The sequence below is a fragment of the Bartonella machadoae genome (assembly GCF_022559585.1).
Taxonomy (GTDB): Bacteria; Pseudomonadota; Alphaproteobacteria; order Rhizobiales; family Rhizobiaceae; genus Bartonella; species Bartonella machadoae.
Genome location: NZ_CP087114.1, coordinates 87082 through 113274, shown reverse-complemented (window position 1 = coordinate 113274; position 26193 = coordinate 87082). Strand labels below are relative to the sequence as shown.

Genomic DNA, 26193 nt, shown 5'->3' with positions numbered 1-26193 from the left:
ATCAAGGAATTCATTATGAATACACTTATAGAGATTAAAGAACAAACCATTGATCAGGAAACTGTTCAAACGGTCAACGCACGTGAGTTGCATGCATTTTTAAACATCACATCAAAGTTTGCAGACTGGATTAAAAATCGCATAAAAGAATGTAAGTTTCGAGAAAACAAAGACTTTGTAACGCTTTCTAAAAATTTAGAAAACGGTGGAAAAGTAAAAGAGTACTACCTAACTTTAGACATGGCTAAACATCTTTCGATGATCGAGCGTAATGACAAAGGGCACCAAGCAAGAGAGTATTTTATCGAATGTGAAAAACTTGCAAAGCAAGTAGCAACACCACAGATTGATTATTCAAGTCCACAAGCAATGATTGGTTTCTTGAATCACTTACAAAGCCAAATCGAGCAGAAAGACCATGTGATTGCCGAGTTAGAGCCTAAAGCCAAGGCACTTGATGGCTTGAAACGCTCTGATGGTCTGTTTGGTCTTATTGAATCTGCAAAAATGTTAGAAATACGACCAAAGGACTTAACCGATTATTTGCGTAAACATGATTGGGTCTATCGACGGGCTCCGAGTGCTCCTTTATTACCTTATCAAGATAAAATCAAAAAAGGTTTGATGGATTGCCCTGCTATTACTATTCAAAGACCGGATGGTACAGAAAAGGTGCTCCCTTCAACAAAAATCACATCTAGAGGATTGGCTTGCTTAAGAGAACAAATCCATGGAGGTGTACAATGAAAGTAGATACCAATTTTTTATGTGATTTGTGGATAGCGTTGTCTCAATTTTCTAACCATAAAGGCATTGGAGATAAAGATTGTAAGGCACTGGTTGAGGTTATGGGCATTGTAGAAAAAGCTTTGATTTTGAAACTTCAAGATGACGTGCCAAATATTACAAAGATTCTAGCAGTTCTTACAGATTTTGGAGCTTCAGAGTTTCCCGCAACGATAGATCCTTTTTTAAAAGCTTACCAGCCGAATTGGGAAAACCCTATTAAAAAGGTTGCTTAAGTAAAACATATCCCCTCCCCGTTCTCAAAAATGGGGAGGTGGTTAAGAGGCTTTTTTAGGGAAGGATTCAAAATGAACGGGCTTAAAATCAGTTAAGTCATAATCCGTGAGATCAGCAGTATCAACAAAGTTTTCTGCTTCTTCATCTGTTTTAAAAACAGGCATTTGTTTTAATTGAGAGGTTTTCATAAAAATTATTTTTCTTTTAGTACGTATAAATTTTTCAAAGTTTAGAAGAAATATATCTGTTTAAACTCACACCATTTTCAGCAGCTTGAATTGCAAGCTTCCTATGGAGTTCTGGTGGTATTCTTAATTGGAACTTACCACTGTATTTACCATGTGACAAAGGCACAGGAATTTCTTCTCCATTGTGTTGCATGTCCTCAATAACTTCTGAAACGAGATCCATAATACCTTTTAAAGCTTTCTCTGCTTGAACATCTAACCATGAAAGGGATGGGAATTCTGCACACAAACCAACATATTCCTTATCTTCTTGCGACCACAAAACACGATATGTATAATGATTATTGTTCATGTTTTATCCTTTCTATCGCTTGTAAGACTTGCTTGACCTGATAAGCTTTTGCTTTGTTGCCAGTATCTTTTTGAATATTCACACGGGGGTCCCCAAGCCACGGCGTTTTAAAAACAAAGTGACTTGTACCATTGTTCCGCGGTTCTCCAAAAAAATGCACACACACAGCTAACAAATCTGAAAACTTGATGTTCTTTGGTGAGGCTTTCATCAAGCTGATTATTTTTTCAACTTTATTGTTCATAACCGATAATAGTATCATTATTAATCCTAGTCAACCATTTTTAAAATAAAAATGGCATCAATTAAACAGGAACTTTTATGCATCCGAGAGAGACGATAAGAGAAAGCTTTGTTGCATTGATCAAAGCAGCAAAGACAACGGCTGGTGACAATGTGTTTAATATGCGTGATTTCAACTTTTCCGCTGAGAACACACCGGCAATTAATATCTCAACACAAAGCGAAACAATTGAAGATGGCTATGATAATGCAGTAAGGCGGCGTGTCTTAACCGTAGATGTTGAATGTTATGCGACACAAGAAGATGGTGCGCGTTTTGTCGACCAATTAGCATGGGAAGTTGAAGAGATCTTCTACGCCAATCCCAATCTCAATAACACCGTAGAAACATGCCACCTGCAAAATATCGCTTTTGCCTTTGGCGATAATGGTGCTCTAGCACTCCATGGGGCAATTTTAACCTTTGAGGTCACTTATGTGACCAATATCCCCTCCCCTGAAACACAAGAAGATGGTGCAAGCGCAAAACTTGTTGAACCTTTCCTAGGTTTTACACCACAAACAGGTGTGGGCAATGAAGACAAATATCATAAAATCGAGGTCCCCCATGTTAGAGCGGCGCGATAAAGACATCACCGATTTAAAAAGACGTCTCGCAAATATGGTTATGGTAGGCACAATTAGCCATATCGACCATAAAAATGCACGCTATCGGGTAAAAAGTGGCAATCTTATCAGTGACTGGATTCCAGATACCCAAGCCCGCGCCGGTAAAACATGCTCTTATGAAGGACGGGATGTTGGAGAACAAGTGGTGGTGGTGGCATCATCAGGGGATTTAGCGCAAGGGGTGATTGTTGGTTCCATCCATACCGATGCTAATCAAGCAGCCGATAAAGGCAGTATTCACAGAACAATTTATCCCGATGGCACCATCCTTGAATATGATGATGAACAAAACAGCTATAGCATTCAGATCACATCAGGCGGAAAGTTCATTCTCACAATTGCGGATGGCGTGTCTCTTAAAGGTGATGGTGGCAAGCTAGAACTTACCGCACCAGAAGGCATAAAAATTGTTTCACAAAGCGATATCACTTTCAATGCAAAGGGCAATATTTCTTTACAGGCTGGTGGTGGTGTTTCACTTCATTCCAATGAGAGTCTCTCTCTTCATTCTGCTAACAATGTTGCCGTGAATTCAAGTGGTTTGACCCATAACGGCACCAATGTAGGAGCAACCCATGTTCACGGGGGTGTTGTTCCTGGTGGCTCCATGACAGGAGGTCCCAATTGAACACAGGAATGGACCGTAGCACAGGAAAGCCCTTGACCGGCATTGAACATTTGCGCCAATCAATCCTTGATATTTTATCAACACGCATTGGTACGCGTGTAATGCGTCGTGATTATGGTTCACACGTTGCGGATATTATTGATGTACCGGTCAATGACGCCTTCGCTGTTCGTATTTATGCCGCTATTGCCGAGGCTTTAGACAAGTGGGAACCACGTTTTAAACTGAACAAGATTGATTGTAAATGGAATGAGAATGGGCAAGTTTCCTTGTCCTTTGAAGGTCTTTATTTGCCCTCAGGCAAGCCCATCACCATGGAAGGATTGCTGATAAAATGAATGGAGCACTTGCAAAACCAGAAATCATTACAGAAATTTCCTTTGAAGAAATACGAGCAGCAGCTCTTGACCGTTTAAAAGAACTGTTGCCTGGATATAGTGTTCTTGAAAGTGATCCAGCCGTCAAAGTCATTGAAGCCTTTAGCTATCGAGAACTGCTTTTAAGGCAACGTATTAACGAAGCCGCTCGCAACAATATTCTTGATTTTGCAACCGGTGAATCTCTTGACGCTTTGGGTAACTGGCATGGAATTGCCCGCATGGAGGGTGAAAGTGATGAGAGATATCGCGAACGCATAAGACTTCATGCCCGTGGTGGCAAGGGCAGCGGAACAGAACCCTATTACAAACTTATAGCCATGTCCGCAGATAGCCGTGTTAAGGATGCCATTATTTACCGTAAAGGCAAAAATCCAACCATCTATGTTGCGCTTTTTGGCAATAATGAAGAAGGCACAGCATCTGAAGATCTCATACAAACAGTCTCACAAGCCCTTCACAGAAAGAATATCATCATGACCAATGATACAATCATTGTGCACGCTGCTGTTAAAAAAGTGGTGGATTTACAAGCCGATGTTTGGCTGTTACCCGAAACATCCTTGAAAATTCTCACGACAATGGAAACCAATTTAAGAGCAGCATGGCGAAAAGAACAAGCCATTGGTCGTGAATTAAGCCTTTCATGGTGGGTTTCTAAACTGATGATTGCGGGTGTCCAGAAAGTGATTGCCATTACACCAACACAAGACAGAGCCGTCGGTGATGAAGAGGTTTTAGCGATTGGTAAGGTAACCTTAAACTTCAAAGGACGGGCACGCTAATGGTTGGCGCGCTTCTCCCAAACAATGCAACAGAATTTGAAAGGCGCCTTGCCGATGCTTGCGACTTTCATCAAGATGTTGATGGCGCTGTTTTGGGGATTTCACGCTCTAAGCTTATCACCCGCCCTCCTCGCTTCTTACCATGGTTGATTGAAGAATATGGGCTTGGAGAGCTTACACCTTATGTTCCAAACCTCTATGATTTGATTGATCAAGGGCTCCAATGGCAGCGTTTGCGTGGTTCTTTAGCGGCCATTGATAGAGGGCTTGCATGGCTTCAGATTACAGCACGATTTACACCAGCATGGTCAGGGCGTGCGTGGTGGAATTCCTTTCAACTTTACTTTGATCAATTGCCTGAACAAAGTGCTCTTGAAGCCATTGAAGCCATTACAGAACTTTCCAAAAGTTTGCGCTCTGATTTTCGCCGCGGTGTCAATGGTTATGACGTGCAAGCTATGGAAGGCAATATGTCACGCCTTGATGACAGTCTGCTGGACTATGAGAGCGGTGTGCGCTTAACAGCGAGGGACACACTGTTTTCCTTTGGTCGCACAACAGAAATCAAGCACAGGCTGACAAAAGAAGAAGGCACACTAATTGGCAATTGGATGGATGACGGGGATGGGGAATTAAGTTGGGAGCAGATTGATTATCCATGGGATATGGCAAATTTCCCTTGGTGTTCTGTTAAAAAACATGAACGCGATATTTTGATGGCAGAGTGGTTTTGCAACCGTACCCTTTATCTCGTGTTAAAAGACAGTGAGGATGATGTCATTGGGTATCGCAGATGCAATATTGTCCAGCCGGTAGAACAGAATTTAGCGGGTGTGTATCACCATTTGGGCGATTGTTATCACCCCTCCTCGAGGGGCACAGCAGTTCTTATTGCAGCACGCACGGATTTTCAAGATGTTGACGGTAGAAAAGCTGCTTCTATTGCTGTTTTGGTTCATGCAACCCCCAAACAACACGTTCCTTTGGGTAAACTTTGGTGTGAGTGCAATGAACTGATTGGCGGGGTGGAGATCATCAAAACACCCGTTACTATTCCTTTGCGCGGTGATGTTCGCGAGCAATTCAAGATTTTATTGAGGTTTTAACATGAAGCATGAAAGTGGTTTACCCTTTGCAATTGACAGATCTTGCGGCAAAGACGAACAACAAAGCGTTGTCTTTTATGGGCAACGTCCCTTTATCCAAAGTGGTGAACTCAATGAGATGCAAACCATCATCAGGGGGCGCCATGACCGTTTGGGGCGCTTGGTCGCCAAAGAAGGAGACCGTGTTGAACGAGCCGATGCCTTTGTCAATAAAGACACAAAGACCGTTACTTTAACGGAAGGAAAAATCTATATCGCAGGCGATATCTTTCCGGTCTCACAAGCGGTTCTGAATGCTGTTTCTATGGTTGGGCGCCTTGAAATCGGTGTAAAGTTGCAAAAAACATGGATTACCCATGAGGATGATCCAGAACTGTTGGGACAAGTTCCCGGTACCTTGGCACAAGGAGAGCCCGGTGCGGCACGCGAAACGGCAAAGCTTGTTTGGGCACTCAAAGAGGATGGGCAGCAAGGCACGTTCTTTCCCGTTTATATCTTACAAGATGGCATTTTGATTGATCAAAAGTCCCCCTCACTGCTGGAACCCGCCATGCAAGCCATTGCGACTTATGACCGTGCCCATGGTCATTATATCGTGAGTGGATGCAGGGTGACAGCTCTGGGACCAAACAATGGTTGCCAAGTGTTTAGCATTCAAGAAGGAGAAGCCAATATCAATGGCTTTAAGCGCAAGCGCCTTGCTGCTTTGCGCCATGAAGAGAAAGAAGAGTTTTCGACAAGCGTTGTGCCTAGTGAAACCCATATTTTTGCCCCTCAAAAAGGCAAAACAAGCTTTACCTTTAAAAGCTATTATGCTCCCATTGCCGATATTCACTCTCTTTTGTTGACAAAAGAAAAAACCGTCACTGTCACCCGCGGTGCGGTCGTTGCTGGGCGTGATGGTGTTCCCGATAAAAGCATCACCTCTTTTCTCAAAGTCACACAAGGCAACAAGGAATTCAAAGAAGGAACGGATTTTAAAAAGACCGGTGATACCATTGACTGGGCACCGGTGGGAGATGAACCGCGTCCTGGCAGCAGTTACACGGTAACCTATCGCTATCGTGCACAAGTGACCGCCGATAAGGTCACGGCACAGGAAATCACTGTCTCAGGGGGTGCGCAAGGAGGGGATATCATTGTCAGTTACACCTACAAATTGCCCCGTATTGACCGTATAGGGCTTAATACACAAGGCACGGTTGTCTATATCAAAGGAATCTCCGCTGATCATCCCATGGCGCCCAGCGTTCCTGAGGATGTGTTGTCCCTTGCCACCATCACCAACAGTTGGTTGGATACCCCGCTTGTGGTCAATGATGGCACGCGTGTTGCCCCCTATGATGAGATGTGGCGTTATTTTCAACGGGTGCTCTCCCTTGATCGCTTGATGCAATTAGAGCGCATTAAAAGCAATGTTGACTCTAAAGAGCCCGTTGCCAAAAAAGGCATGTTTGCTGACCCGTTCCTTGATGATACTTACAGAGATGAAGGGTTCACGCAAACAGGGGCTGTCGGCAATGGCATTTTACAGCTGGCTATTGATCCAACCTTTTACACCGCCCCTTTAAAGGCTCCTGTCACCCTTGACTGGACCAATGAAGTGATCATTGCCCAAGAATTGACAACCGCTTGCGAAAAAATCAACCCCTATCAAAACTTTGCTCCTCTGACTGGTAGAGTAACTCTCACACCCGCAACAGATTTTTGGCATGTCCAGCGCACCGATTGGCTCTCAAGTGTCACCAATCAACTAAACATGGGATGGAACCGTGGTAGCACTATCCGTAACACAGAAGTGCGTGATGATCTCATCAATACGCATCAAGAACAAATCGATTTCTTAAGACAAATTACCCTTGGCTTTAAAATTGAAGGTTTTGGCAAGGGAGAAATTTTAGACAGTCTCACCTTTGATGGTGTAAGTGTCATGCCAGCGAACCGCCTTGCTGCCAATAGCACTGGCATTTTGGAAGGCACTTTCAAAATCCCTGAAAATATTCCTGCCGGCACCAAAAATGTTGTAGCACGAGGCAAAGGGGGAACAGTGGCGACAGGTCTCTTTACCGGGCAAGGTGTTATTGATGTGAAAGTGATGCGACACACCACAACAGTCAAGATCTGGACGCAAGTGGACCCGCAAGCGCAAGTCTTTACACCGGAAGAAACACGACAAATCACCGGTATTGACTTTCATCTTTGCAAAATCGGCAATCCCAATCATGATCTGGTCATTGATTTGGTCACAACCGAAAACGGCTATCCCACCGCCGATATCCAAGCCCAAAGCTTTTATTCCATGAAGGGGGCAAAAACCGGATGGGCACAGGCACGCTATGATGTCCCACTCCTCGTGCCCAATGACCGCTTAACGGCTTTTGTCATTAAGACCGATGATGCCGATCATTCTCTCTCCTTGGCAAAGCTTGGGGGGTTTGATGAAGAACAGCAAAGATTTGTCTCAAGCCACCCCTATGTGACCGGTCCTCGTTTTTCCTCTGTCAATGCGCAAACATGGAGTGCTCATCAAGATGAAGCTTTAGCTTTTCGTGTCTTGGCAGCACGCTACAGACAAACAACAAAAACCATTGATCTTGGCACCTTTGACCTTGTTGATTGTTCTGATTTGCAAATCCGTGCCGCGGTTGAATTGCCTTCTAGTGATTGTTCGGTGATCTTTGAAATTGAAAGAAACAATGGCACAATTTATCAACTCTTACCCTTTCAATTGTTAAGCCTTACCGAATATATCAGTGAGACAGTTCAATTACGTGCCATTCTTAAAGGCACGGAGAAACTCTCACCGGTTCTGTTTGCTCCTGTTCAGTTGATTGCCGGCAAGATCCATAACACAGCAACCTATATTACCCGTGCTTTTGCCTTTGGTGAGAAGGCAAGATTGACCAGCTATATCAAGACCTTTTTACCAGGCGGCTCCACATTCACCCTCGAGATGCAACTGGATGATGGTGCTTTTACCCCCCTCACCTTAGAGGAAACAGAACAACTTACGGAACCGCTTTGGACAGAGCGAAAATTTATCAGTCACGACCAAACAGCAAAGCAAGCGCGCTTGAAACTCACACTCACCGGTGGACCTTCGGCACGTTCAATGCTGCGTGATTTTGGTGCCGGTATTTTGTGATCCCTCCTCGCTTTGAAAGATGGAATTTGGGGGAAAGATGGGATGTTGGACCGCTTTAGAGACTTGGAGAATGGAAATGACAAAAACCAAAAAGCTTGCAATGGAATTGCCTAAAGAAGGGCGTTTTATCAGTTCTGAATTCCCTATTTTGCGTGAGAACTTGACAAAACTTGATCAAGCCATAATGGAAGTTGAGGAAAAGCTAGACGAAAAAGCCCCTGCAAAACACACACATAGCATAGGGGATGTTGCAGATCTTGAAACAGCCCTTAAAGGCAAAATGGCAGCAGACAAAACCTTCACCTTTGCTGATTTGGGCGATATCGAGGGCGCTAAGGATGCCGCCAACAATTATGTTCTCTACAAAGCTAGCAACAATCATTTTACCTTTGGCAGTGCTGTCTCGCTTCTTGGAGCACACCAACACAAAATTGAAGATATTGTCGGTCTTGATGCGTTTAGAGCCAAGATTAACGAAGATCTGACAAGCTATGGGCACTTAGCACAAGCCAATGAATGGCAAAATTACAATAAGTTTACCAGCAAAGTCACCATTGGTGATAGCTTAGAGCTTTTAGGCAACTCATCCCTGAACCTCATCCACAATGGTGAAGTGGTAACAAATTTAACTGCAACAGGAAGCACGCTTAAAGGACCACTAAAAGTTGATGGTGAAGCTGTTTATACGAAAAGTGAAATAGATAAATTGGTGGCTTCATTAACCAAAAAACCTGTCGAAATCCTCATGACAGAAAGCGGCACTATTCCGTTTCCTGAAGGTATGACCGATAACACAGAAATCGAAATATGGGCATGGGGTGCTGGTGGTAGTGGAGGGACTGGAGGCTGGTTAAAAAATACTTATAACGGTCGTGCCACGTATACCTACTACGGTGGCGGTGGAGGCGGTGGGGGAGAATGTGTACGCATTCAAATTAAAGGATCTCAACTTAGAAAATCAAGAAATATTCAAATTGGTTGTGGTGGTAAAAATGGTAATGGTGGGGCAACGATTATTAAAGATCTTCTCGTTGCAAATGGTGGAAATAGAGGCTCTGACGGTAGCGGAGTTACCAAAACAGTAGGGAGCGGAGGAAGAGGAGGTTACTCAAGTATTAAAAACTTTATTTTTTCTGGCGGTGATGGTGGAGATGGCGGAAGCTATAACGGTGGAAGCTCTATTTTTGGTGGTGCTGGTGGTGGTGGCGGATCTAGTAATGGCGGCGGTGGTTCTGGTGGTGAAAGTGATAAAGGTGGGAAAGGTGGCAGAGGCGGTAAAAACCAAGCTGATGCTGGCGGTGGTGGCGGTGGCTATTTTTCTGGAAAAGATGGAGAGAACTACAACAGCGGTGATGGTGGAGATGGAGCAATCTTGTTTAGATTTTTTATATAGGAGTTTTTATGGAATACGCAGTTGTTGAAAAGGGTGTGGTAACAAATATTATTGTGGCGCCAGAAGATTATGTCCATGCTTTTGATGGAGAGGCAATCGCCTCAAGTGAAGCGCAAATTGGTTGGACTTATAAAGATGGGGTGTTCTCTCCTCCCATTATTGATGAAGAAAATAATTCTTTGTCTTCTGAAAGGGTTGAGACAGACGCAGCGGTAGAATCTATGAAAGAACCGCAAGAGAAAGATGAACAAGTCTAATCTATCAGGCTTTCNAATAGGATATTTATGTTTTTTCCATTTTAATATTTATATTGTAAGCTATTTGTTGACACAAGTGGTTTTTTACGCTATATAAGGTAATGATTAAAACGTTTAAAAGCAAAACACTAGCAGAATTATTCAAAACGGGAAAATCATCTAAGATTGATAAAAGACTTATAAAACGTATCATTATTCGTCTTGATCGTTTAGATATTTGTGAAAGACCAGAAGATATGAATCTTCCAGGGTTTAACTTTCATTCTTTAATCGGATATTCACCTACCCGTTACACTGTTCACGTTAATGGACCATGGTGTATCACTTTTGAATTTGACTCGTGTAATGCTTACCGTGTTGATCTTGAACAATACCACTAAGGATACAGTTATGAATGACATTCCTGCGCAAAGAGACAAAAACCGTTGTCCTACTCATCCAGGAGAAATTTTAGCGGAAATTATTCCAGAGACTGGCAAAACAAAGTCAGAAATTGCACAGATGCTCGGTATATCACGCCAACATCTCTATGATATCCTGAATACAAAAAAGCCTGTCTCTCCTTCTATTTCTGCTTGTCTTGGCAAAATGTTTGGTGATGGAGCTTCCATATGGTTACGTATGCAAGCCAATTATGACGCTTGGCATGCCGAGCGTGATATTGATGTTTCTTCTATTCCAACACTAGAAGCTAGTAAAAAAGTCAATGTACAAATGGACCATAGTTGTTAATAAAATAGCTAGAGCTTTTATCATCTCCCCGCCTTTAAAGACGAGGAGATGATATTATGTTTTAATCTAAACTACTTTTGCAACAGGATTTGCTAAAACACGTTTGGCTTCTTCAATAAGCGTTTTATAATGTTTACTCTCTTCTGCTAATGTGAAGGCTTTAACAAGATGCATGTGGAGAGGTCCGTAAATGTAAACAGCCTTTTCAGTAGGTCCCATTTCATCCCAGTTGCTTGGAAAAGCAAATCGTGTATCACGGTCATTATCAATTAACTGGTTTTTTAAATCATAAAAAGCTTTAACAAGTGCTTTTTTAAATGCACGCACCATATCATTGTTACGCATATAGGTCATGAGTAAAGTTGCTTGTGGTTCGTTGAGGATTGCAACTTCTCTTTTTTGACCGCCTTTACCGTCTCTTTTACTCACTTGGATTTCAAATCCAAGTGAACCAAATTCTTCAAAATCCTTACGATTATTGCGTACAAGTTTGATGACAGTCGCATGGCTATTCCCCACACCCTCTGCAATTTTCAAAGAGGTTGTGACGGCAACACCAGCACTGTCGATGGTTACTAAATTGTTCATGATTAACTCCTAATGGTTTTAATGTCTCTATTGACACCCCTAAGGGTGCCGGGCGTTAGAAACACGGCCATTAGTCCGTCGCTATGCCTTCCCCTCGTGAGAAGGTATTGTATAGCATAGCTACACCCGACAAAATCGTTATATGCCAATAATAGCATAAAAGACAATCAGTATTTAAATGCATGGGAGAGATCTTACGTGACCTATCCGCTAATGGTTTAGTGTTTCTAGCACTTGTGATTCGAATAACATGAGGGTTTATTAGTGTCAATATGCTTTTAAAAAATTATTTCACATACTGCTATTCCAAAGGGTCGCATTTGAAATGCTACCCTTTTCTACTCACTCGCATTTCAAATGCGAGTGAACCAAATTCTTCAAAGTCTTTAATATTTTGACGAACCAGCTGCATAACTGTTTTATGAGTATGCCTCACCCCCTCTGCAATTTTCAAAGAGGTTGTAACAGCAATATTCGTTCTCAAAAACGGTTTTTTATCTCTCATTTTTTCCATTCATTTTTATTCACCAACCATGCAAAGGAGCATCATAATGACAACAGGTTTTTTACACGGTGTTGAAGTTGTCGAGGTGGACGATGGAACGCGTCCCCTTCGTGCAGTTCAATCGGCAGTTATCGGCATTGTCGGCACAGCACCCGATGCCGATGAACAGGCTTTTCCCCTCAATACGCCGGTGTTGGTTACCGGTTCACTTTCACAAGCAGCAAAACTGGATAAAACAGGAAAACGTCAAGGTACCCTACCCAATGCTCTTGATCTCATTTTCAAGCAAGTGGGTGCTATTGTTGTTGTCGTGCGTGTGCAAGAAGGCGACAATGAAAGTGCAACATTGACCAATGTTTTAGGCGGTGTGAATACAAATGGTGCTTATGAAGGTGTGCATGCTTTGATTGGAGCGCAATCCCTTCTTGGACAAACACCACGCATTCTGATTGCTCCAGGCTTTACCCATAAACGCCCTATTAGCCTTAGCAAGATTGAGGTTACCAACAAAGGGAGTGGTTATACTCAAGCAACTGTTAAAATTGCCGGTGGTGCAAAAGCAGAAGCAATCCTAGATAATGGACAAGTAACCTCGATTATTCTCAAGGACAATGGTTTTGATTATCAAACCGCCCCCAATGTAACGATTGAAGGTGATGGCATTGGTGCAACAGCAAAAGCCGAAATCAGTGTAACCTCTAATCCTGTAGCAGCAGAGTTGATTGGTATTGCCGAGCGGCTACGCGCTATTGTGATCATTGACGCACCAAACACAACCGATGAAGCAGCTCTTGATGCAGCAAAGGATTTTGATTCAAAACGCGCGCTTATTGTTGATCCTTTTGTAAAGGTAAATCGTAATGGAGAAATCCTAGAACAGCCGGCAAGTGCAGCAGTTGCTGGTGTCATTGCCAAAACAGATTTCACACATGGTTTTTGGCATTCCCCTTCAAACAAAGTGATCAATGGCATTGTAGGAATTACCCGCCCGATTGATTTTTCCATTGGTGACAGATCAAGCCGTGCCAACCTTCTCAATGAACAAAACATCACAACAATTATTCGTGAGAATGGTTATCGTCTTTGGGGCAATCGTACCCTTTCAAGCGATACAAAATTCGCTTTCTTATCCGTTGTGAGAACCGCGGATATGATTAATGACGCCATCTTGCGTGGGCATATGTGGGCGGTCGACCGCAATATCAAAAAAACCTACATGAGTGATGTGAGTGAAAGCGTCAATGCCTATTTGCGTGATTTAAAAGCGCAAGGTGCCATTCTCGGTGGGCAGTGCACGCCTGATCCAGAGTTGAATACAGCAAGCGCTATTGAGAGCGGCAGAGTCTATTTCAATGTTGAATTTACACCAACAACACCAGCAGAACATATCACATTCCGTTCACGCATCATCAATGACTACCTAGAGGAGATCTTTTAATGACTGTACCCGTTTTACCGAGAGTTCTAAAATATTTTAACATTTTTGTTGATGGTATTCCCTATCAGGCAAAATGCGAAAGCGTGACGCTGCCAAATTTAAGTTTGGTTGTTGAAGGCTATCGCGGTGGTGGCATGGATAGCTCTCTTGAGATTGATCTTGGGCTTGAAACACTCATCCTCACTATGACCATTTCTGATTGCTCTCCAGAACTGATGGCACTGTTAGGGCGCTCTGATGTAAACATTTCATTGCGAAGTTCAATGCAAGCACAAGGCACACCAGCAGAAGGTGTTGTCATTACCATGAGGGGGCTTTGCAAAGGCTTTGAAATGGCAGAATGGCAACCGGGAAGCAAAGCAACATCTACTGCTACATTTACATTACAGTATTTCAAATATGTTCAGAAGGATGTTGAAATTGTTGAGATAGATGTCCTCAACTTAATCAGAAAATTCAATGGTGTTAATCAATTAGCAGAACATAAAAACTTTTTAGGAATATAAAAATGACCGTACAATCAAGCATGACGCATCAATTGCTTATCCCTGTGACCTTTGAAGGAAAAGAGCATACTACAATTACCTTACAGCGCCCCAAAACAAAAGATGTGCAAGCAATCGACAAAAAGGAAGGTGTTGAACAAACAATTGCTATGGTTGCCCGCCTTTCTGGATGGCCCCATGAAGCTGTTGGAGAACTCGATATTAGTGACTTATCGAGCATTGGAGAAATTTTAGAGTCTTTTATCAAGCGGCGGGATACCTCGACTGGGAAACCGCCGCTCAACTGATAGCGGATATTGCCATCGTTTTTCATTGGTCCCTTGCAGACATGATGGAAATGGAACCGCAAGAATTAATCTTCTGGCGAAAACAAGCAGCGGAAAGGTATAAATCAAAATGAGTGAAAAAGTTGCTGATGCAAAGGTAAAATTGTCTCTTGAAGACAAACTTACCGCACCTCTTAAACATCTTCAAAAAAGATTTGATACATTGTCAAAGACACTCTCCCATAGATTGAGTATCCCTCGCTTTTCTGCTGCGGTAAAAAATATGACATCACGTTTGCAAGGCGTTCAAAGTGCTCTTGGTACAGCGGCAAGCCGTGCTTCGCTCTTTACCGGTGCTTTAGGGCTTGCCGGTGGAGGTCTTATCGCAAGTGTCACCGCCGTCACCATGAAAACCATGCATCTTGAGGATAGTCTTCATCACGCATCACGGCATTTGGGAATGAGTGTCACAGCGCTTCAGTTATGGGGTGATGCGGCAGACAATTCAGGATACTCTTCTGAACTTTTTCAACAATCCTTAGCAACTTTAAATAGGCGTTCGGCACAAGCATATGCCGGACAAAAAAGAGGCATTATGGGGTTTGAGGCGCTTGGCATTTCTGTCAAAGATGCCTCTGGAAAACTCAAATCAAACTCTACCTTGTTAGAAGAAATTACCGATAAGATGAGTAAGATGAACAACCAAGCGCAAAGACAGCATATTGCTGCTCTGCTGTTTGGTGGCGATGGCAAAGAAATGGCAGCCATGCTTGCGCAAGGGATGGCTCCCATCAAAGAGCTGTTTGCAAAAGCACGGAAAGGAAAATGGTTAATTGGTGCCGATGTTGCACGCTATGCCGCAGATTTAAGTGATAAGCTTGGTGCTTTTAAGAAAAAAATAGGCGGTATCGCGAGCTTTATTGGCGCACGCTTTATGCCCATTCTCAACGATATGATTGACGCTTTTGAAAAACTGATTGACGAAAACCGTGATCTCATAAAAACAACCGTTTCTGGATGGGCTAAAACCTTAAAAAAAGTCTTTCATGATTTGCTTGATCCTACCTCTGATTTGAGAAAAGGCATCAGCGATCTTACCGAGAGGATTAAAGGCTGGTTTTTCTGGATGAAACCGCTTGTTGGTGAAATAACCCTGTTAAAAGTAGGTCTTATAGCGCTTGGTTCCTTTATTTTTGGTCCACTCATTGCTGCATTAGCTGCCGTGGGCGCATCTTTTGTCACGCTTGGCTATACAATCATGACAACACCTATTGGTTGGCTCATTGGGGGTATTGCGGCACTTGTTGCACTCTATAAATATTGGGACAAACTCAATGGTTGGGTCGCAGCATCTTTAGCCGCAGTTGGAGCAGTTCTTACCGGAGCATTCCTTGCGGCAATGGCACCAGCAGCTTATGCAGTTGCCGGTCTTGCTGTAACTCTTGTCACTTCACTTATTCCAGCAATAACTGCCGTTGGTTCTGCTTTTATATCACTTGGTGTCGCAATCATGACCACTCCTATCGGTTGGATAATCGGAGGCATTGCGGCGCTTGTCACAGCTGGATATCTGCTCTACAAAAACTGGAATACAGTCGTAAATTTCATAAGCAAGTTATGGGATTCTTTTGCCAGTTTGTTCAGTAACACTTTCAGTAAACTCTTTACTCTCTTTAAAAAGTTTTCACCACTCTACTGGATAGCAAAAAAAATCAACGCATTGATTGATTGGTTGTTTGGCGTCAATTTAATGGATGCAGGGGCTAATCTCATTGGCAGCTTGTGGGACGGCATCAAAAGCCAATGGACCGCTCTATGCAATTGGTTTAGCGGCATGATAAGCAAATTAACCAGTTGGATGCCTAACTGGATGAAAGAAAAACTTGGTTTCAATGTTTCAATCAATAAAACTTCAACAGAAACGATTAAAACCTTTACCGATGAAACCAATGCACGTGCAAAAAGAATAATGGATACCGCTGTTGTCACCAAGTCCCCCTTTGGAAAAAGCAACAGTGGTTTTAATCTAGGGTCACTTGAAACAAGGCATATAGAAACTCCCAATGCAAAAGCAGATGCCTTCAAAGCTCCCAAACCAATTACGGTTCATAAAGATGTTGAAGTAGATGCCCGTGTAACCATTACAAATTTAAATATTTCAGTGCCAAATGGTCTCAAAGACGAAATCAGAGACGCTGTCAATCAAGCTCTTGAACGCTATGCCAAACAGCAACGTTTGGCGATAGCCTCTAGCCTTTCGGATTAAAGACCATGATGCTTGCTTTGGGTAGTTTTATTTTTTCGATTGAAACAGCAGCCTATCAAACTCTTGATCTGTCTTATGGTATACCATGGGTCGAGCAAGGACGATTGGGACGAAAAGCCGCTCTTCAATTGCCTGCTGTTGCAAATGCGGAATTTTCCTTAACGGGTGTGATCTATCCAGACTTCAAAGGTGGGCATGGACAACTCGAATATTTGCGGCAAATTGCCCATCAGGGACCTCACATTCTTGTAACAGGGCAAGGCAAAATTTTAGGGAAGTTTGTCATCCTTTCTGTAGAAGAAAAGCAAAGCGTTTTTCATTATAACGGTGCCCCCAAAAAACAAGAATTTACAGTAAAACTGAGAGAGTATGGTGGAGACCTATGAGTGATCTTTATAGGACCAAAGAAGGCGATATGGTTGATGCCATTTGTTGGAAATATTATGCTAAAGGTCAACAATCGCTTGCTGTCGAACGTGTCTATGCAGCAAATTTAGGGCTTGCAGACTATGGACCCATTTTGACAGCAGGCATCACAATCATTTTGCCCTCCCTCCCCTATCCCAAAGCCACACCGGTGATTAGAATTTGGGGCAGCAAATCATGAAACCTTTTTGCATGGTTATGGCAAATGGACAAGACATCACCAAAACTCTCATAGATTATGTTTTATCAATTGAAATAACCGATGAGGCAGAAGACAAAAGCGACCGTATCACCATAGAGCTTGATGACCGTGCACGCAACAGTGATAATGGCTTTCTTGATATACCCCTCATCGGAACAGTTCTTTCCGTAACACTTGGCTATGAGGGCGACAAAATACGCGATATGGGAGCCTATCTGATAGATGAAATCTCTGTAAGCAGTCCACCACAAAGCTTAACTGTTACAGGACGTGCTGCGGCGATGAACACGTCTTATAGAACACCAAAAAGCCAATCTTATCACCAGCAAACACTTGGCCATATTGTTCAAGAGATCGCACAGCGTAATGGTTATACCGCAAAGGTTGACCCTTCTCTTGCGAAAATTGTTGTGCGTCATATTGATCAAACATCTGAAAGTGATATGGCTTTTGCCGCCCGCCTTGCAGAGGAATATGACGCGGTAGCAAAGCCTGTTGATGGTAAGCTAGTCCTTGCCAAACGGGGGGAAGGTAAAGCCATCACCGGCGAGACACTCCCCGTAGTGGTTCTTCATGAGAAACATTGCACCTCTTGGGATTTTAAATACAGCGCACGGGATGAAGCAGGTGCAGCCAATGGTCTAGAAATGGATGGTGGTGAGGACCAAAAAGCCGCAGCGGATGCTCGTGCACCAGAAGAGATAGAGGAGGATGAAAACGCCATCCATATGGATGAAAATGATCTACCAGAACCATCTGAACCAGAGAAAGGAGAAAAAACAGAAAAAGAAGCGGAGAAGCAAGAACAAGAGAAAAAAGGCGGCGTTATCGCAACCTATTATGATCTACGCAGTGGTGAAAAGAAAGAAGTCAAATCCGGTCATCCACCGTTTCATGAACTCAAATATACCTATCATAATCAATCAGAGGCTGTTGCAGCCATTGCCGCTTATCGTAACAAATCATCACGGGGCAAATCTTCTTTCTCCTGTGATATTGGTGGTGATCCCTTTGTGCAAGCAGAGGCAAAGCTTGTTCAAGAGCCCCCTTTCCGTCCTTATATACCAGCAGAATGGCGCATCAAAAGCGTCAAGCACAAGCTTGATAAAATGGGTGGTTACACCACAAAAATAGAGTGCGAACTTTTTGATGAAGGACAAGAAGATGCAGCTGGAAATGTTGCAAACACAACGCCAGACAAGGATGATACTCTTGATCCAAACGCTCCACAAAATGCATATGAGGAAGGTGAAGGCGTCATCCATATGGATGAGGGAGATATATAAGTCAAATTAGCAAAAATATTAAAAAAGTGAAGAAAAGATTAAGATGCTTCTTCTAACACTGTTTGTTTCTCAGAATTATTTTGAACAGGAGTTAAACTGATTTGCAAATCTAAAGCACTCAAAACACTGAGAAAAGTAGAAAGCCGTGGGTCACCTTTATCACTTAGAGAACGATAAAGGGACTCTCTTGATAGCCCTGTATTTTGAGCAATTTTACTCATCCCTTGGTTTTTTGCTATTATGCCAAGAGCATGTGCAAGATATTTACTATCTTTGCTTTCAAGAGCATCTTGTAAAAGAATTTTCTGCGTTTCAGGCGTTTTGAAATATTCGCTTGTATCAAATTTGGTGATTTCCATTTTTTATTTCCTTTACTAATTGAAGAGCTTTTTCAATATCTTTTTGCTGAGTAGATTTATCGCCACCATTAAGTAATAAAATGATCTCTTTTCCTTGTTTGAAAAAATAAACACGATAGCCTGGTCCGTGATTTATTTTTAATTCTCCAATCCCACGGAAAAATTTTGCATTACCAAGAAACCCTGTTTCTATTCTTGCAATCCGTGTAACAACATGTGCCTGCGCAATCTCGTCTTTTAAAGAATCTAACCATTTCATAAAGTATTTTGTTTTATGCACTGTAAACATTTGTAACTTATAAGATACACAACAGACAATGTCAAATATATTCTTATGTTCCAGTGAAAAAACTACATAACTTTTAATAAGCCGTCTTTTCGAAGGGGAAAGAGATTCACTTTTAAATCCAGCTCTGCCTTGTGCGGAGCTTTTTTTATGGAGAAACCTATGAGAAAAATATCATCAGAAGGATTAGCACTGATTAAACAATGGGAAGGCTTGCGTCTAAACGCCTATAAAGATGCCATTGGTATATGGACCATTGGTTATGGGCATACAAATTCTGCTGGAAAACCCTTTGTTCATAAGGGCATGATAATCACTGAAGAACAAGCAGAAGAGTTTCTTTGCCATGATTTGCAACAATTTGAGAATGCTGTTGAACACGCTGTTCAAGTTTCCTTAACAGACGAACAATTCGCGGCACTCGTATCCTTTTGTTATAATGTAGGAACAACAGCCTTTTGCAATTCAACACTGTTAAAAAAACTCAATCAAGGTGAATATGAAGCAGTGCCCTCTGAATTACAGAAATGGACCAAAGCGGGTGGAAAGCGCCTTCAAGGTCTTGTACATCGGCGTACAGCAGAAGCAGGCTTATGGGCAAAAGGAGCTTATGTTTCCTCCAATTATCAACCAGTAGAAACCAAACAGCCAATGGGGATTTTCAAAGCAGAAGCCCTTGCCCCAATCATTGGTTCTTTCTCAGGACTTGGAGGCTTGTTAGCGGGCAATGGTCCTATCCAATGGGCATTAGCAACCATTATGGTCTTAGCCGCCTGTGCCGGTCTTTTCTGTGTCGCCAAACGCTTTCAGGAGCACAAATTATGATCTTATGGATGAAAAAAAATCTGATGCTAACAGGTGCGGCTTTAGCCGCTTTTTTTATGATTGTAGCAAAAGCTTTTGTTCTTGGCAAAAAAACTGAACAGCAAAAGCAAACAGAGAAGGCTTTAAAGACTGCAACAACACGGCTTGAGGTGGAAAATGAAATTAATCAAAAAAGTGATGCTGATGTGCGTACTGATCTCTCTCACTGGTTGCGCGACAAATAAAGTTGCTTCTTCTTGTGTGGGTTGGTTGCCGATATATTTGCAGCGCCAAGATTTAAACGCCATCAGTTCAAACTTAGCAAGAGAGATCTTAAAGCATAACAAGCAAGGTGAATATTTGTGTGGGTGGAAACATGGCTAGAAAAAACACTAAAAAAACTGCCGCGCTTACAGAAGCAGAAAAAGAAATGCTTCAAGAAATGATCATCACCTATCAAAATGTAAAAATGATGTCTCGTTTTATGAAGTGGATAGCCTTCTTTCTCTTTTTACTCATCCTTGACTTTGCTCGGATTATGGATGCAATAGACAATGTTTTTGCACACTTAAAACAGTGGTTTTCAAAGAACTAAAAGCCTTATCCCCTCCCCACTTTTGAAGTGGGAAGGGATATGTTTTACTTAAGCAGCTTTCACAATAGGATTTTCTAAACTTGGAGCATAAGCTTGCAATAATGGATTCATGATATGCGGTAATTCTGAAGTTCCAAAACCTGTAAGGACTGCTAAAATTTTTGTAATATTTGGCACGTCATCCTGAAGTTTTAAAATCAAAGCTTTTTCTACAATGCCCATGACTTCAACCAGTGCGCTACAGTCTTTATCTTTAATATCTTCACAATTGACAAACTGAAACAAATCCATCCACAAATCACATAAAAAATTGGTATCTACCTTCATTGCACACCTCCATGGATTTGTTCTCTCAAGCAAGCCAATCCTCTAGATGTGATTTTTGTTGAAGGGAGCACTTTTTCTGTACCATCCGGTCTTTGAATTGTGATAGCAGGGCAATCCATGAGACCTTTTTTGATTTTATCCTGATAGGGTAACAAAGGAGCACCCGGAGCCCGTCGATAGACCCAATCATGTTTACGCAAATAATCGGTTAGATCTTTTGGTCGTACTTCTAACATTTTTGCAGATTCAATAAGACCAAACAAGCCATCAGAACGTTTTAAACCATCAAGCGCCTTTGCCTTAGGCTCTAGCTCAGCAATTACATGATCTTTCTGCTCGATTTGGCTTTGTAAGTGGTTCAAGAAACCAATCATAGCTTGTGGACTTGAATAATCAATCTTCGGTAAGACTGCCTGCTTTGCAAGTTTTTCGCATTCGATAAAGTACAAACGAGCTTCTCTGCCTTTCTGATTGTTCTCAAGCATAGAAAGTTCTTTGGCGACATTTAGTATGAGGTAATATTCTTTTAATACTACATTTTGACGTTCGCCAATTTTGGCGAGCGTTAAAATATAATCTCTTCCCTCTTTTAAATCGTATTTGTTTATGCGATCTTTAATCCAATTGGAAAAATCTCGTTTTACTTCCAAAAATGCATGTAACTCACGTGCGTTAACGGTTTGAACTAATTCACCATCAATTTCAGTTTGATTTATATTAATTAAATATTGCGCCATAATTCGGCTCCTATGCAGTTAGACGTTTGTTAATGACACTCAAAAAGAGTGCCGGGCGCTAACAAACACGGTGCATAGTCCGTCGTTATGCTTTCCCCATAAGGGTATTGTATAGCATAACTACACCCGACGGGATCATTATATGCGTGTAACATATAATGAGTCAAAGCTTTTAATTGGCGGAAAAAGATTGTTTCGGCAACCAATCCGCTATGCATTTAAGGTGTTTGTTAGGCACCTGATTCGACAATAGACACATTGGGTCTATATTGTCAAGCACTTCTTGATACAAAAGATGCCCATTGCTCCAAAAGAACACGCCGTTGCTCTAAGAAGTCTGTTCGCATGTAAGCTTTTGTCACTGAATTACCAACTGAATGCGCAAGAACAGATTCTGCAATTTCAAATGGTGTTGATGTTGTCTCCGCTATCCAGTCACGAAGACTCGATCTAAAACCATGAGGTCTATAATCAAAGCCTTTGTCTTTCATGAATTTAGAAAGCGTTGCATCAGAAATTGGTTTTCCTTTAAGCCCCGCAAATAGAAAGCCCTTTTTTTCAAAAGGCAGAGTTTTTTCAATCACTTTCATAGCTTCACTACTCAGTGGCACACGAAAGTCTGAAACTTTTCCTACAATACCTTTCATATTTTCTTTGGGTATGGTCCATATATTTTTATCAATCTGCTCAAGACGCAAATAGCGCAATGGATATGATCGAGCACCTGTCAAAATTAGTAATTTTAGTGCTAAATTTGAAAGGATATTATCCTCTAAGTTGTGATAAAAATCTGGAAGTTCTTGCCAAGGCATAGCAGGAATATTCGTCGATGTCGCACGTGATTTTCCTAAAAGAGCTCGTGCTTTCATACAAGCCTGTAGGTCAACATCTAAGCCAAGAGCAGCAGCATATTTCAAGCAAATATTGATACGATTCAGTGCTTTTCGCGCTGTATCTGCTTTTTCATGCCAAAGTGGAGCAAGAACATTGCGAATGATATTGGCTGTCAATTTTTCTATAGATAATTTGCCTATGTGTGGAATAACGTGCAACTCTAATGGAGAAAACCAACGACCATTTTTCCCTTCATTTTTCAACTCTGCTTTTTTGCTTTCAAAAGCCGCTTGCGCAACTTCTTGAAAGATATTGCTTTGCTGTTTTAAAATAGTCTGTTCTCTAAAAACAATAGGATCATTACCTTCTTTAAGAATATCACTATAATGCCTAGCAAGTTCGCGCGCTTCTTTTAAAGAAAGCTTTGTAACAGGACCAAGCCCCATTTCACGGCGCTTATTGTGGTGCGTATAGCGAAAAAACCAAGAACGCGTATTGTCTTTTCGAACATTTAACCATAGCCCCGCCCCATCACAATACTTACCCTGTGGAGACGTCTTTACGAATGATGCTGATAACCGGTGAATCGCCCTCACTTAACACCCCCTCTCGTCCACCTTTTCAGGCATTGCCCCTCCACCTTTTTTGGTCCACCTTTTAGACCACCTTTAATTTCTGATTTGAGATTTTTTCTTTAATACTTATTTTTTTTATTGGAACATAAAAAATTATATACATCAATATGGTCTTGCACATCTTTATACTATTTGATTCTTGCTAATAAAGCCTGCTCTGCCGCGGCAATGAACACATCTTATAGAACACCCAAAAGCCAATCTTATCACCAGCAAACACTTGGCAATATTGTTCAAGAAATCGCACAGCGTAATGGTTATACCGCAAAGGTTGACCCTTCTCTTGCGAAAATTGTTGTGCGTCATATTGATCAAACAGCTGAAAGTGATATGGCTTTTGCCGCCCGCCTTGCAGAGGAATATGATGCGGTAGCAAAGCCTGTTGATGGTAAGCTTGTCCTTGCCAAACGGGGGGAAGGCAAAGCCATCACCGGCGAGACACTTCCCGTAGTGGTTCTTCATGAGAAACAGTGCACATCTTGGGATTTTAAATACAGCGCACGGGATGAAGCAGGTGCAGCCAATGGTCTAGAAACCGATGGTGGTGAGGACCAAAAAGCCGCAGCAGATGCACGTGCACCAGAAGAGATAGAGGAGGATGAAAATACCATCCATATGGATGAAAATGATCTACCAGAACCATCTGAAGCAGAGAGAGGAGAAAAAACAGAAAAAGAAGCGGAGAAGCAAAAACAAGAGAAAAAAGGCGGCGTTATCGCAACCTATTATGATATCCGCAGTGGTGAAAAGAAAGAAGTCAAATCCGGTCATTCACCGTTTCATGAACTCAAATATACCTACCATAATCAATCAGAGGCTGTTGCAGCTATTGCTGCTTATCGTAACAAATCGTCACGGGGTAAATCTTCTTTCTCCTGTGATATTGGTGGTGATCCCTTTGTGCAAGCAGAGGCAAAGCTTGTTCAAGAGCCCCCTTTCCGTCCTTATATACCAGCAGAATGGCGTATCAAAAGCGTCAAGCACAAGCTTGATAAAACGGGTGGTTACACCACAAAAATAGAGTGCGAACTTTTTGATGAAGGACAAGAAGACGCCGCTGGAAATGTTGCAAACACAACGCCAGATAAGGATGATACTCTTGATCCAAATGCTCCACAAAATACATATGATGAAGGCGAAGGCGTCATCCATATGGATGAAGGAGATATATAAGTCAAATTAGCAAAAATATTAAAAAAGTGAGGAGAAGATCAAGATGCTTCTTCTAACACTGTTTGTTTCTCAGAATCATTTTGAACAGGAGTTAAACTGATTTGCAAATCTAAAGCACTCAAAACACTGAGAAAAGTAGAAAGCCGTGGGTCACCTTTGTCACTTAAAGAACGATAAAGGGACTCTCTTGATAGCCCTGTATTTTGAGCAATTTTACTCATCCCTTGGTTTTTTGCTATTATGCCAAGAGCATGTGCAAGATATTTACTATCCTTGCTTTCAAGAGCATCTTGTAAAAGAATTTTCTGCGTTTCAGGCGTTTTGAAATATTCGCTTGTATCAAATTTGGTGATTTCCATTTTTTATTTCCTTTACTAATTGAAGAGCTTTTTCAATATCTTTTTGCTGAGTAGATTTATCGCCACCATTAAGTAATAAAATGATCTCTTTTCCTTGTTTGAAAAAATAAACACGATAGCCTGGTCCGTGATTTATTTTTAATTCTCCAATCCCACGGAAAAATTTTGCATTACCAAGAAACCCTGTTTCTATTCTTGCAATCCGTGTAACAACATGTGCCTGCGCAATCTTGTCTTTTAAAGAATCTAGCCATTTCATAAAGTATTTTGTTTTATGCACTGTAAACATTTGTAACTTATAAGATACATAACAGACAATGTCAAATATATTCTTATGTTCCAGTGAAAAAGCTACATAAGTTTTAATAAGCCGTCTTTTCGAAGAGGAAAAAGATTCACTTTTTAATCCAGCTCTGCCTTGTGCGGAGCTTTTTTTATGGAGAAACCTATGAGAAAAATATCATCAGAAGGATTAGCACTGATTAAACAATGGGAAGGCTTGCGTCTAAACGCCTATAAAGATGCCATTGGTATATGGACCATTGGTTATGGACATACAAATTCTGCTGGAAAACCCTTTGTTCATAAGGGCATGACAATCACTGAAGAGCAAGCAGAAGAGTTTCTTTGCCATGATTTGCAACAATTTGAGAATACTGTTGAACGAGTCGTTCAAGTTTCCTTAACAGACGAACAATTCGCGGCACTCGTGTCCTTTTGTTATAATGTAGGAACAGCAGCCTTTTGCAATTCGACACTGTTAAAAAAACTCAATCAAGGTGAATATGAAGCAGTGCCCTTTGAATTACAAAAATGGACCAAAGCGGGTGGAAAGCGCCTTCAAGGTCTCGTACACCGACGTACAGCAGAAGCAGGCTTATGGGCAAAAGGCGCTTATGTTTCCTCCAATTATCAACCAGTAGAAACCAAACAGCCAATGGGGATTTTCAAAGCAGAAGCCCTTGCCCCAATCATTGGTTCTTTCTCAGGACTTGGAGGCTTGTTAGCGGGCAATGGTCCTATCCAATGGGCATTAGCAACCATTATGGTCTTAGCCGCCTGTGCCGGTCTTTTCTGTGTCGCCAAACGCTTTCAGGAGCACAAATTATGATCTTATGGATGAAAAAAAATCTGATGCTAACAGGTGCGGCTTTAGCCGCTTTTTTTATGATTGTAGCAAAAGCTTTTGTTCTTGGCAAAAAAACTGAACAGCAAAAGCAAACAGAGAAGGCTTTAAAGACTGCAACAACACGGCTTGAGGTGGAAAATGAAATTAATCAAAAAAGTGATGCTGATGTGCGTACTGATCTCTCTCACTGGTTGCGCGACAAATAAAGTTGCTTCTTCTTGTGTGGGTTGGTTGCCGATATATTTGCAGCGCCAAGATTTAAACGCCATCAGTTCAAACTTAGCAAGAGAGATCTTAAAGCATAACAAGCAAGGTGAATATTTGTGTGGGTGGAAACATGGCTAGAAAAAACACTAAAAAAACTGCCGCGCTTACAGAAGCAGAAAAAGAAATGCTTCAAGAAATGATCATCACCTATCAAAATGTAAAAATGATGTCTCGTTTTATGAAGTGGATAGCCTTCTTTCTCTTTTTACTCATCCTTGACTTTGCTCGGATTATGGATGCAATAGACAATGTTTTTGCACACTTAAAACAGTGGTTTTCGAAAAACTAAAAGCTTTATTCCCTCCCC

At 41.8% G+C, this 26193-nt stretch carries 40 protein-coding genes and 1 pseudogene; 29 read left to right on the top strand and 12 right to left on the bottom strand.

The annotated features are described in order from the left end of the window. Nucleotides 1-15 precede the first annotated feature (15 nt). Nucleotides 16-747 carry an antA/AntB antirepressor family protein gene (locus LNM86_RS00740; protein ID WP_241438018.1) on the top strand — a complete coding sequence of 244 codons (732 nt, stop codon included), beginning with the start codon at nucleotides 16-18 and terminating at the stop codon, nucleotides 745-747. Continuing rightward, on the top strand, nucleotides 744-1022 hold the full coding sequence (locus LNM86_RS00735) for a hypothetical protein (RefSeq protein WP_241438017.1): 279 nt from the start codon (nucleotides 744-746) through the stop codon (nucleotides 1020-1022). The genes LNM86_RS00740 and LNM86_RS00735 overlap by 4 nt, the downstream gene beginning before the upstream one ends. Nucleotides 1023-1064: 42 nt before the next feature. Here LNM86_RS00735 and LNM86_RS00730 read toward each other — a convergent pair whose 3' ends face one another. From LNM86_RS00730 to LNM86_RS00720, 3 genes are read right to left on the bottom strand one after another with little or no spacing between them, the layout of a single operon-like run. Next, nucleotides 1065-1187, bottom strand: coding sequence for a CopG family antitoxin (locus LNM86_RS00730; RefSeq protein WP_241438016.1), 123 nt, complete (start codon nucleotides 1185-1187; stop codon nucleotides 1065-1067). A 58-nt stretch (nucleotides 1188-1245) separates the two neighbouring features. Next, a complete protein-coding gene (locus LNM86_RS00725) occupies nucleotides 1246-1563 on the bottom strand; it encodes a type II toxin-antitoxin system HicB family antitoxin (protein WP_241438015.1) in 318 nt (105 codons plus the stop codon). Continuing rightward, a complete protein-coding gene (locus tag LNM86_RS00720) occupies nucleotides 1553-1825 on the bottom strand; it encodes a toxin HicA (RefSeq protein ID WP_241438014.1) in 273 nt (90 codons plus the stop codon). Before LNM86_RS00720 ends, LNM86_RS00725 begins: the two co-directional genes overlap by 11 nt. Before the next feature lie 59 nt (nucleotides 1826-1884). Here LNM86_RS00720 and LNM86_RS00715 point away from each other — a divergent pair, with 59 nt between their 5' ends. The 10 genes from LNM86_RS00715 (at nucleotide 1885) to LNM86_RS00670 (ending at nucleotide 10898) form a co-directional block, all read left to right on the top strand. Next, nucleotides 1885-2433, top strand: a complete 549-nt coding sequence (locus LNM86_RS00715) for a hypothetical protein (RefSeq protein WP_241438013.1) — start codon at nucleotides 1885-1887, stop codon at nucleotides 2431-2433. Further along, entirely contained in the window at nucleotides 2414-3103 is a 690-nt protein-coding gene (locus tag LNM86_RS00710) for a phage baseplate assembly protein V (RefSeq protein WP_241439031.1), read from the top strand. The genes LNM86_RS00715 and LNM86_RS00710 overlap by 20 nt, the downstream gene beginning before the upstream one ends. Continuing rightward, nucleotides 3100-3441, top strand: coding sequence for a GPW/gp25 family protein (locus LNM86_RS00705; protein WP_241438012.1), 342 nt, complete (start codon nucleotides 3100-3102; stop codon nucleotides 3439-3441). Before LNM86_RS00710 ends, LNM86_RS00705 begins: the two co-directional genes overlap by 4 nt. After that, a complete protein-coding gene (locus tag LNM86_RS00700; protein ID WP_241438011.1) occupies nucleotides 3438-4265 on the top strand; it encodes a baseplate J/gp47 family protein in 828 nt (275 codons plus the stop codon). Before LNM86_RS00705 ends, LNM86_RS00700 begins: the two co-directional genes overlap by 4 nt. Beyond that, entirely contained in the window at nucleotides 4265-5371 is a 1107-nt protein-coding gene (locus LNM86_RS00695) for a phage tail protein (protein ID WP_241438010.1), read from the top strand. Before LNM86_RS00700 ends, LNM86_RS00695 begins: the two co-directional genes overlap by 1 nt. Before the next feature lies 1 nt (nucleotide 5372). Beyond that, nucleotides 5373-8516 carry a DUF4815 domain-containing protein gene (locus LNM86_RS00690; RefSeq protein WP_241438009.1) on the top strand — a complete coding sequence of 1048 codons (3144 nt, stop codon included), beginning with the start codon at nucleotides 5373-5375 and terminating at the stop codon, nucleotides 8514-8516. Between the two features lie 76 nt (nucleotides 8517-8592). Continuing rightward, nucleotides 8593-9909 (top strand): Bgr_08870 family protein, encoded by a 1317-nt coding sequence (locus tag LNM86_RS00685; RefSeq protein ID WP_241438008.1) that lies wholly within the window; start codon nucleotides 8593-8595, stop codon nucleotides 9907-9909. Nucleotides 9910-9917: 8 nt separating this feature from the next. Next, complete coding sequence (locus LNM86_RS00680) at nucleotides 9918-10166, top strand: hypothetical protein (protein ID WP_241438007.1); 249 nt, start codon at nucleotides 9918-9920, stop codon at nucleotides 10164-10166. Between the two features lie 101 nt (nucleotides 10167-10267). Next, nucleotides 10268-10546 carry a type II toxin-antitoxin system RelE/ParE family toxin gene (locus LNM86_RS00675; protein ID WP_241438006.1) on the top strand — a complete coding sequence of 93 codons (279 nt, stop codon included), beginning with the start codon at nucleotides 10268-10270 and terminating at the stop codon, nucleotides 10544-10546. A 10-nt stretch (nucleotides 10547-10556) separates the two neighbouring features. After that, nucleotides 10557-10898, top strand: coding sequence for a HigA family addiction module antitoxin (locus LNM86_RS00670; protein WP_241438005.1), 342 nt, complete (start codon nucleotides 10557-10559; stop codon nucleotides 10896-10898). A gap of 66 nt (nucleotides 10899-10964) precedes the next feature. Here the strand turns inward: LNM86_RS00670 and LNM86_RS00665 are convergent, their stop codons facing one another. Then, nucleotides 10965-11486, bottom strand: a complete 522-nt coding sequence (locus LNM86_RS00665; protein WP_241438004.1) for a Rha family transcriptional regulator — start codon at nucleotides 11484-11486, stop codon at nucleotides 10965-10967. A gap of 328 nt (nucleotides 11487-11814) precedes the next feature. After that, nucleotides 11815-12000 (bottom strand): Rha family transcriptional regulator, encoded by a 186-nt coding sequence (locus tag LNM86_RS00660; protein WP_241438003.1) that lies wholly within the window; start codon nucleotides 11998-12000, stop codon nucleotides 11815-11817. Nucleotides 12001-12037: 37 nt separating this feature from the next. Between LNM86_RS00660 and LNM86_RS00655 the strand changes: the two genes are divergently transcribed. The 8 genes from LNM86_RS00655 to LNM86_RS00620 are packed head-to-tail and all read left to right on the top strand — an operon-like array spanning nucleotide 12038 to nucleotide 18381. Next, a complete protein-coding gene (locus LNM86_RS00655) occupies nucleotides 12038-13429 on the top strand; it encodes a phage tail sheath subtilisin-like domain-containing protein (RefSeq protein ID WP_241438002.1) in 1392 nt (463 codons plus the stop codon). Next, on the top strand, nucleotides 13429-13935 hold the full coding sequence (locus tag LNM86_RS00650) for a phage major tail tube protein (protein WP_241438001.1): 507 nt from the start codon (nucleotides 13429-13431) through the stop codon (nucleotides 13933-13935). The genes LNM86_RS00655 and LNM86_RS00650 overlap by 1 nt, the downstream gene beginning before the upstream one ends. 2 nt (nucleotides 13936-13937) lie before the next feature. Then, entirely contained in the window at nucleotides 13938-14222 is a 285-nt protein-coding gene (locus tag LNM86_RS00645) for a phage tail assembly protein (RefSeq protein WP_241438000.1), read from the top strand. Continuing rightward, entirely contained in the window at nucleotides 14147-14335 is a 189-nt protein-coding gene (locus tag LNM86_RS12895; protein ID WP_372712459.1) for a GpE family phage tail protein, read from the top strand. The genes LNM86_RS00645 and LNM86_RS12895 overlap by 76 nt, the downstream gene beginning before the upstream one ends. Beyond that, entirely contained in the window at nucleotides 14332-16467 is a 2136-nt protein-coding gene (locus LNM86_RS00635) for a phage tail tape measure protein (protein ID WP_241438051.1), read from the top strand. The genes LNM86_RS12895 and LNM86_RS00635 overlap by 4 nt, the downstream gene beginning before the upstream one ends. Before the next feature lie 5 nt (nucleotides 16468-16472). After that, nucleotides 16473-16853 (top strand): phage tail protein, encoded by a 381-nt coding sequence (locus LNM86_RS00630; RefSeq protein WP_241437999.1) that lies wholly within the window; start codon nucleotides 16473-16475, stop codon nucleotides 16851-16853. Beyond that, nucleotides 16850-17074 (top strand): tail protein X, encoded by a 225-nt coding sequence (locus tag LNM86_RS00625; RefSeq protein WP_241437998.1) that lies wholly within the window; start codon nucleotides 16850-16852, stop codon nucleotides 17072-17074. Before LNM86_RS00630 ends, LNM86_RS00625 begins: the two co-directional genes overlap by 4 nt. Then, nucleotides 17071-18381 (top strand): phage late control D family protein, encoded by a 1311-nt coding sequence (locus LNM86_RS00620; protein WP_241437997.1) that lies wholly within the window; start codon nucleotides 17071-17073, stop codon nucleotides 18379-18381. The genes LNM86_RS00625 and LNM86_RS00620 overlap by 4 nt, the downstream gene beginning before the upstream one ends. A 38-nt stretch (nucleotides 18382-18419) precedes the next feature. Here LNM86_RS00620 and LNM86_RS00615 read toward each other — a convergent pair whose 3' ends face one another. Both LNM86_RS00615 and LNM86_RS00610 read right to left on the bottom strand, forming a co-directional pair. Then, nucleotides 18420-18740 carry an addiction module antidote protein gene (locus LNM86_RS00615; RefSeq protein WP_241437996.1) on the bottom strand — a complete coding sequence of 107 codons (321 nt, stop codon included), beginning with the start codon at nucleotides 18738-18740 and terminating at the stop codon, nucleotides 18420-18422. After that, nucleotides 18721-19029: a type II toxin-antitoxin system RelE/ParE family toxin gene (locus tag LNM86_RS00610; protein ID WP_241437995.1), complete on the bottom strand. Its 309-nt coding sequence runs from the start codon at nucleotides 19027-19029 to the stop codon at nucleotides 18721-18723. The genes LNM86_RS00615 and LNM86_RS00610 overlap by 20 nt, the downstream gene beginning before the upstream one ends. Nucleotides 19030-19188: 159 nt before the next feature. On the opposite strand from LNM86_RS00610, the gene bgtA (LNM86_RS00605) reads away from it, so the two are divergent. From bgtA (LNM86_RS00605) to LNM86_RS00590, 4 genes are read left to right on the top strand one after another with little or no spacing between them, the layout of a single operon-like run. Then, nucleotides 19189-19851 (top strand): gene transfer agent endolysin BgtA, encoded by a 663-nt coding sequence (gene bgtA, locus LNM86_RS00605; RefSeq protein WP_241437994.1) that lies wholly within the window; start codon nucleotides 19189-19191, stop codon nucleotides 19849-19851. Beyond that, a complete protein-coding gene (locus LNM86_RS00600; protein ID WP_241437987.1) occupies nucleotides 19848-20075 on the top strand; it encodes a hypothetical protein in 228 nt (75 codons plus the stop codon). The genes bgtA (LNM86_RS00605) and LNM86_RS00600 overlap by 4 nt, the downstream gene beginning before the upstream one ends. Beyond that, the gene (locus LNM86_RS00595) at nucleotides 20008-20214 is read left to right on the top strand and encodes a hypothetical protein (protein ID WP_241437986.1); all 207 of its coding nucleotides are present in this window, start codon (nucleotides 20008-20010) and stop codon (nucleotides 20212-20214) included. The genes LNM86_RS00600 and LNM86_RS00595 overlap by 68 nt, the downstream gene beginning before the upstream one ends. After that, a complete protein-coding gene (locus LNM86_RS00590) occupies nucleotides 20207-20425 on the top strand; it encodes a hypothetical protein (protein ID WP_241437985.1) in 219 nt (72 codons plus the stop codon). Before LNM86_RS00595 ends, LNM86_RS00590 begins: the two co-directional genes overlap by 8 nt. 48 nt (nucleotides 20426-20473) lie before the next feature. Here LNM86_RS00590 and LNM86_RS00585 read toward each other — a convergent pair whose 3' ends face one another. The 3 genes from LNM86_RS00585 to LNM86_RS00575 form a co-directional block, all read right to left on the bottom strand. Further along, nucleotides 20474-20752 carry a hypothetical protein gene (locus LNM86_RS00585; protein WP_241437993.1) on the bottom strand — a complete coding sequence of 93 codons (279 nt, stop codon included), beginning with the start codon at nucleotides 20750-20752 and terminating at the stop codon, nucleotides 20474-20476. Then, the gene (locus LNM86_RS00580) at nucleotides 20749-21489 is read right to left on the bottom strand and encodes an antA/AntB antirepressor family protein (RefSeq protein WP_241437992.1); all 741 of its coding nucleotides are present in this window, start codon (nucleotides 21487-21489) and stop codon (nucleotides 20749-20751) included. The genes LNM86_RS00585 and LNM86_RS00580 overlap by 4 nt, the downstream gene beginning before the upstream one ends. Before the next feature lie 272 nt (nucleotides 21490-21761). Continuing rightward, nucleotides 21762-22919 carry a tyrosine-type recombinase/integrase gene (locus tag LNM86_RS00575; RefSeq protein WP_241437991.1) on the bottom strand — a complete coding sequence of 386 codons (1158 nt, stop codon included), beginning with the start codon at nucleotides 22917-22919 and terminating at the stop codon, nucleotides 21762-21764. Nucleotides 22920-23117: 198 nt separating this feature from the next. Here LNM86_RS00575 and LNM86_RS00570 point away from each other — a divergent pair. Continuing rightward, nucleotides 23118-24131 (top strand): annotated as a pseudogene (locus LNM86_RS00570) (contractile injection system protein, VgrG/Pvc8 family); the annotation flags it as partial. A gap of 38 nt (nucleotides 24132-24169) precedes the next feature. Here the strand turns inward: LNM86_RS00570 and LNM86_RS00565 are convergent. Both LNM86_RS00565 and LNM86_RS00560 read right to left on the bottom strand, forming a co-directional pair. After that, complete coding sequence (locus tag LNM86_RS00565; protein WP_241437990.1) at nucleotides 24170-24490, bottom strand: addiction module antidote protein; 321 nt, start codon at nucleotides 24488-24490, stop codon at nucleotides 24170-24172. Continuing rightward, entirely contained in the window at nucleotides 24471-24779 is a 309-nt protein-coding gene (locus LNM86_RS00560) for a type II toxin-antitoxin system RelE/ParE family toxin (protein ID WP_241437989.1), read from the bottom strand. Before LNM86_RS00560 ends, LNM86_RS00565 begins: the two co-directional genes overlap by 20 nt. Nucleotides 24780-24938: 159 nt before the next feature. On the opposite strand from LNM86_RS00560, the gene bgtA (LNM86_RS00555) reads away from it, so the two are divergent. The 4 genes from bgtA (LNM86_RS00555) to LNM86_RS00540 are packed head-to-tail and all read left to right on the top strand — an operon-like array spanning nucleotide 24939 to nucleotide 26175. Next, nucleotides 24939-25601: a gene transfer agent endolysin BgtA gene (bgtA, locus tag LNM86_RS00555; RefSeq protein WP_241437988.1), complete on the top strand. Its 663-nt coding sequence runs from the start codon at nucleotides 24939-24941 to the stop codon at nucleotides 25599-25601. After that, nucleotides 25598-25825: a hypothetical protein gene (locus LNM86_RS00550; protein WP_241437987.1), complete on the top strand. Its 228-nt coding sequence runs from the start codon at nucleotides 25598-25600 to the stop codon at nucleotides 25823-25825. Before bgtA (LNM86_RS00555) ends, LNM86_RS00550 begins: the two co-directional genes overlap by 4 nt. Continuing rightward, nucleotides 25758-25964, top strand: coding sequence for a hypothetical protein (locus LNM86_RS00545; protein WP_241437986.1), 207 nt, complete (start codon nucleotides 25758-25760; stop codon nucleotides 25962-25964). Before LNM86_RS00550 ends, LNM86_RS00545 begins: the two co-directional genes overlap by 68 nt. Beyond that, a complete protein-coding gene (locus LNM86_RS00540; RefSeq protein WP_241437985.1) occupies nucleotides 25957-26175 on the top strand; it encodes a hypothetical protein in 219 nt (72 codons plus the stop codon). The genes LNM86_RS00545 and LNM86_RS00540 overlap by 8 nt, the downstream gene beginning before the upstream one ends. Nucleotides 26176-26193 lie beyond the last annotated feature (18 nt).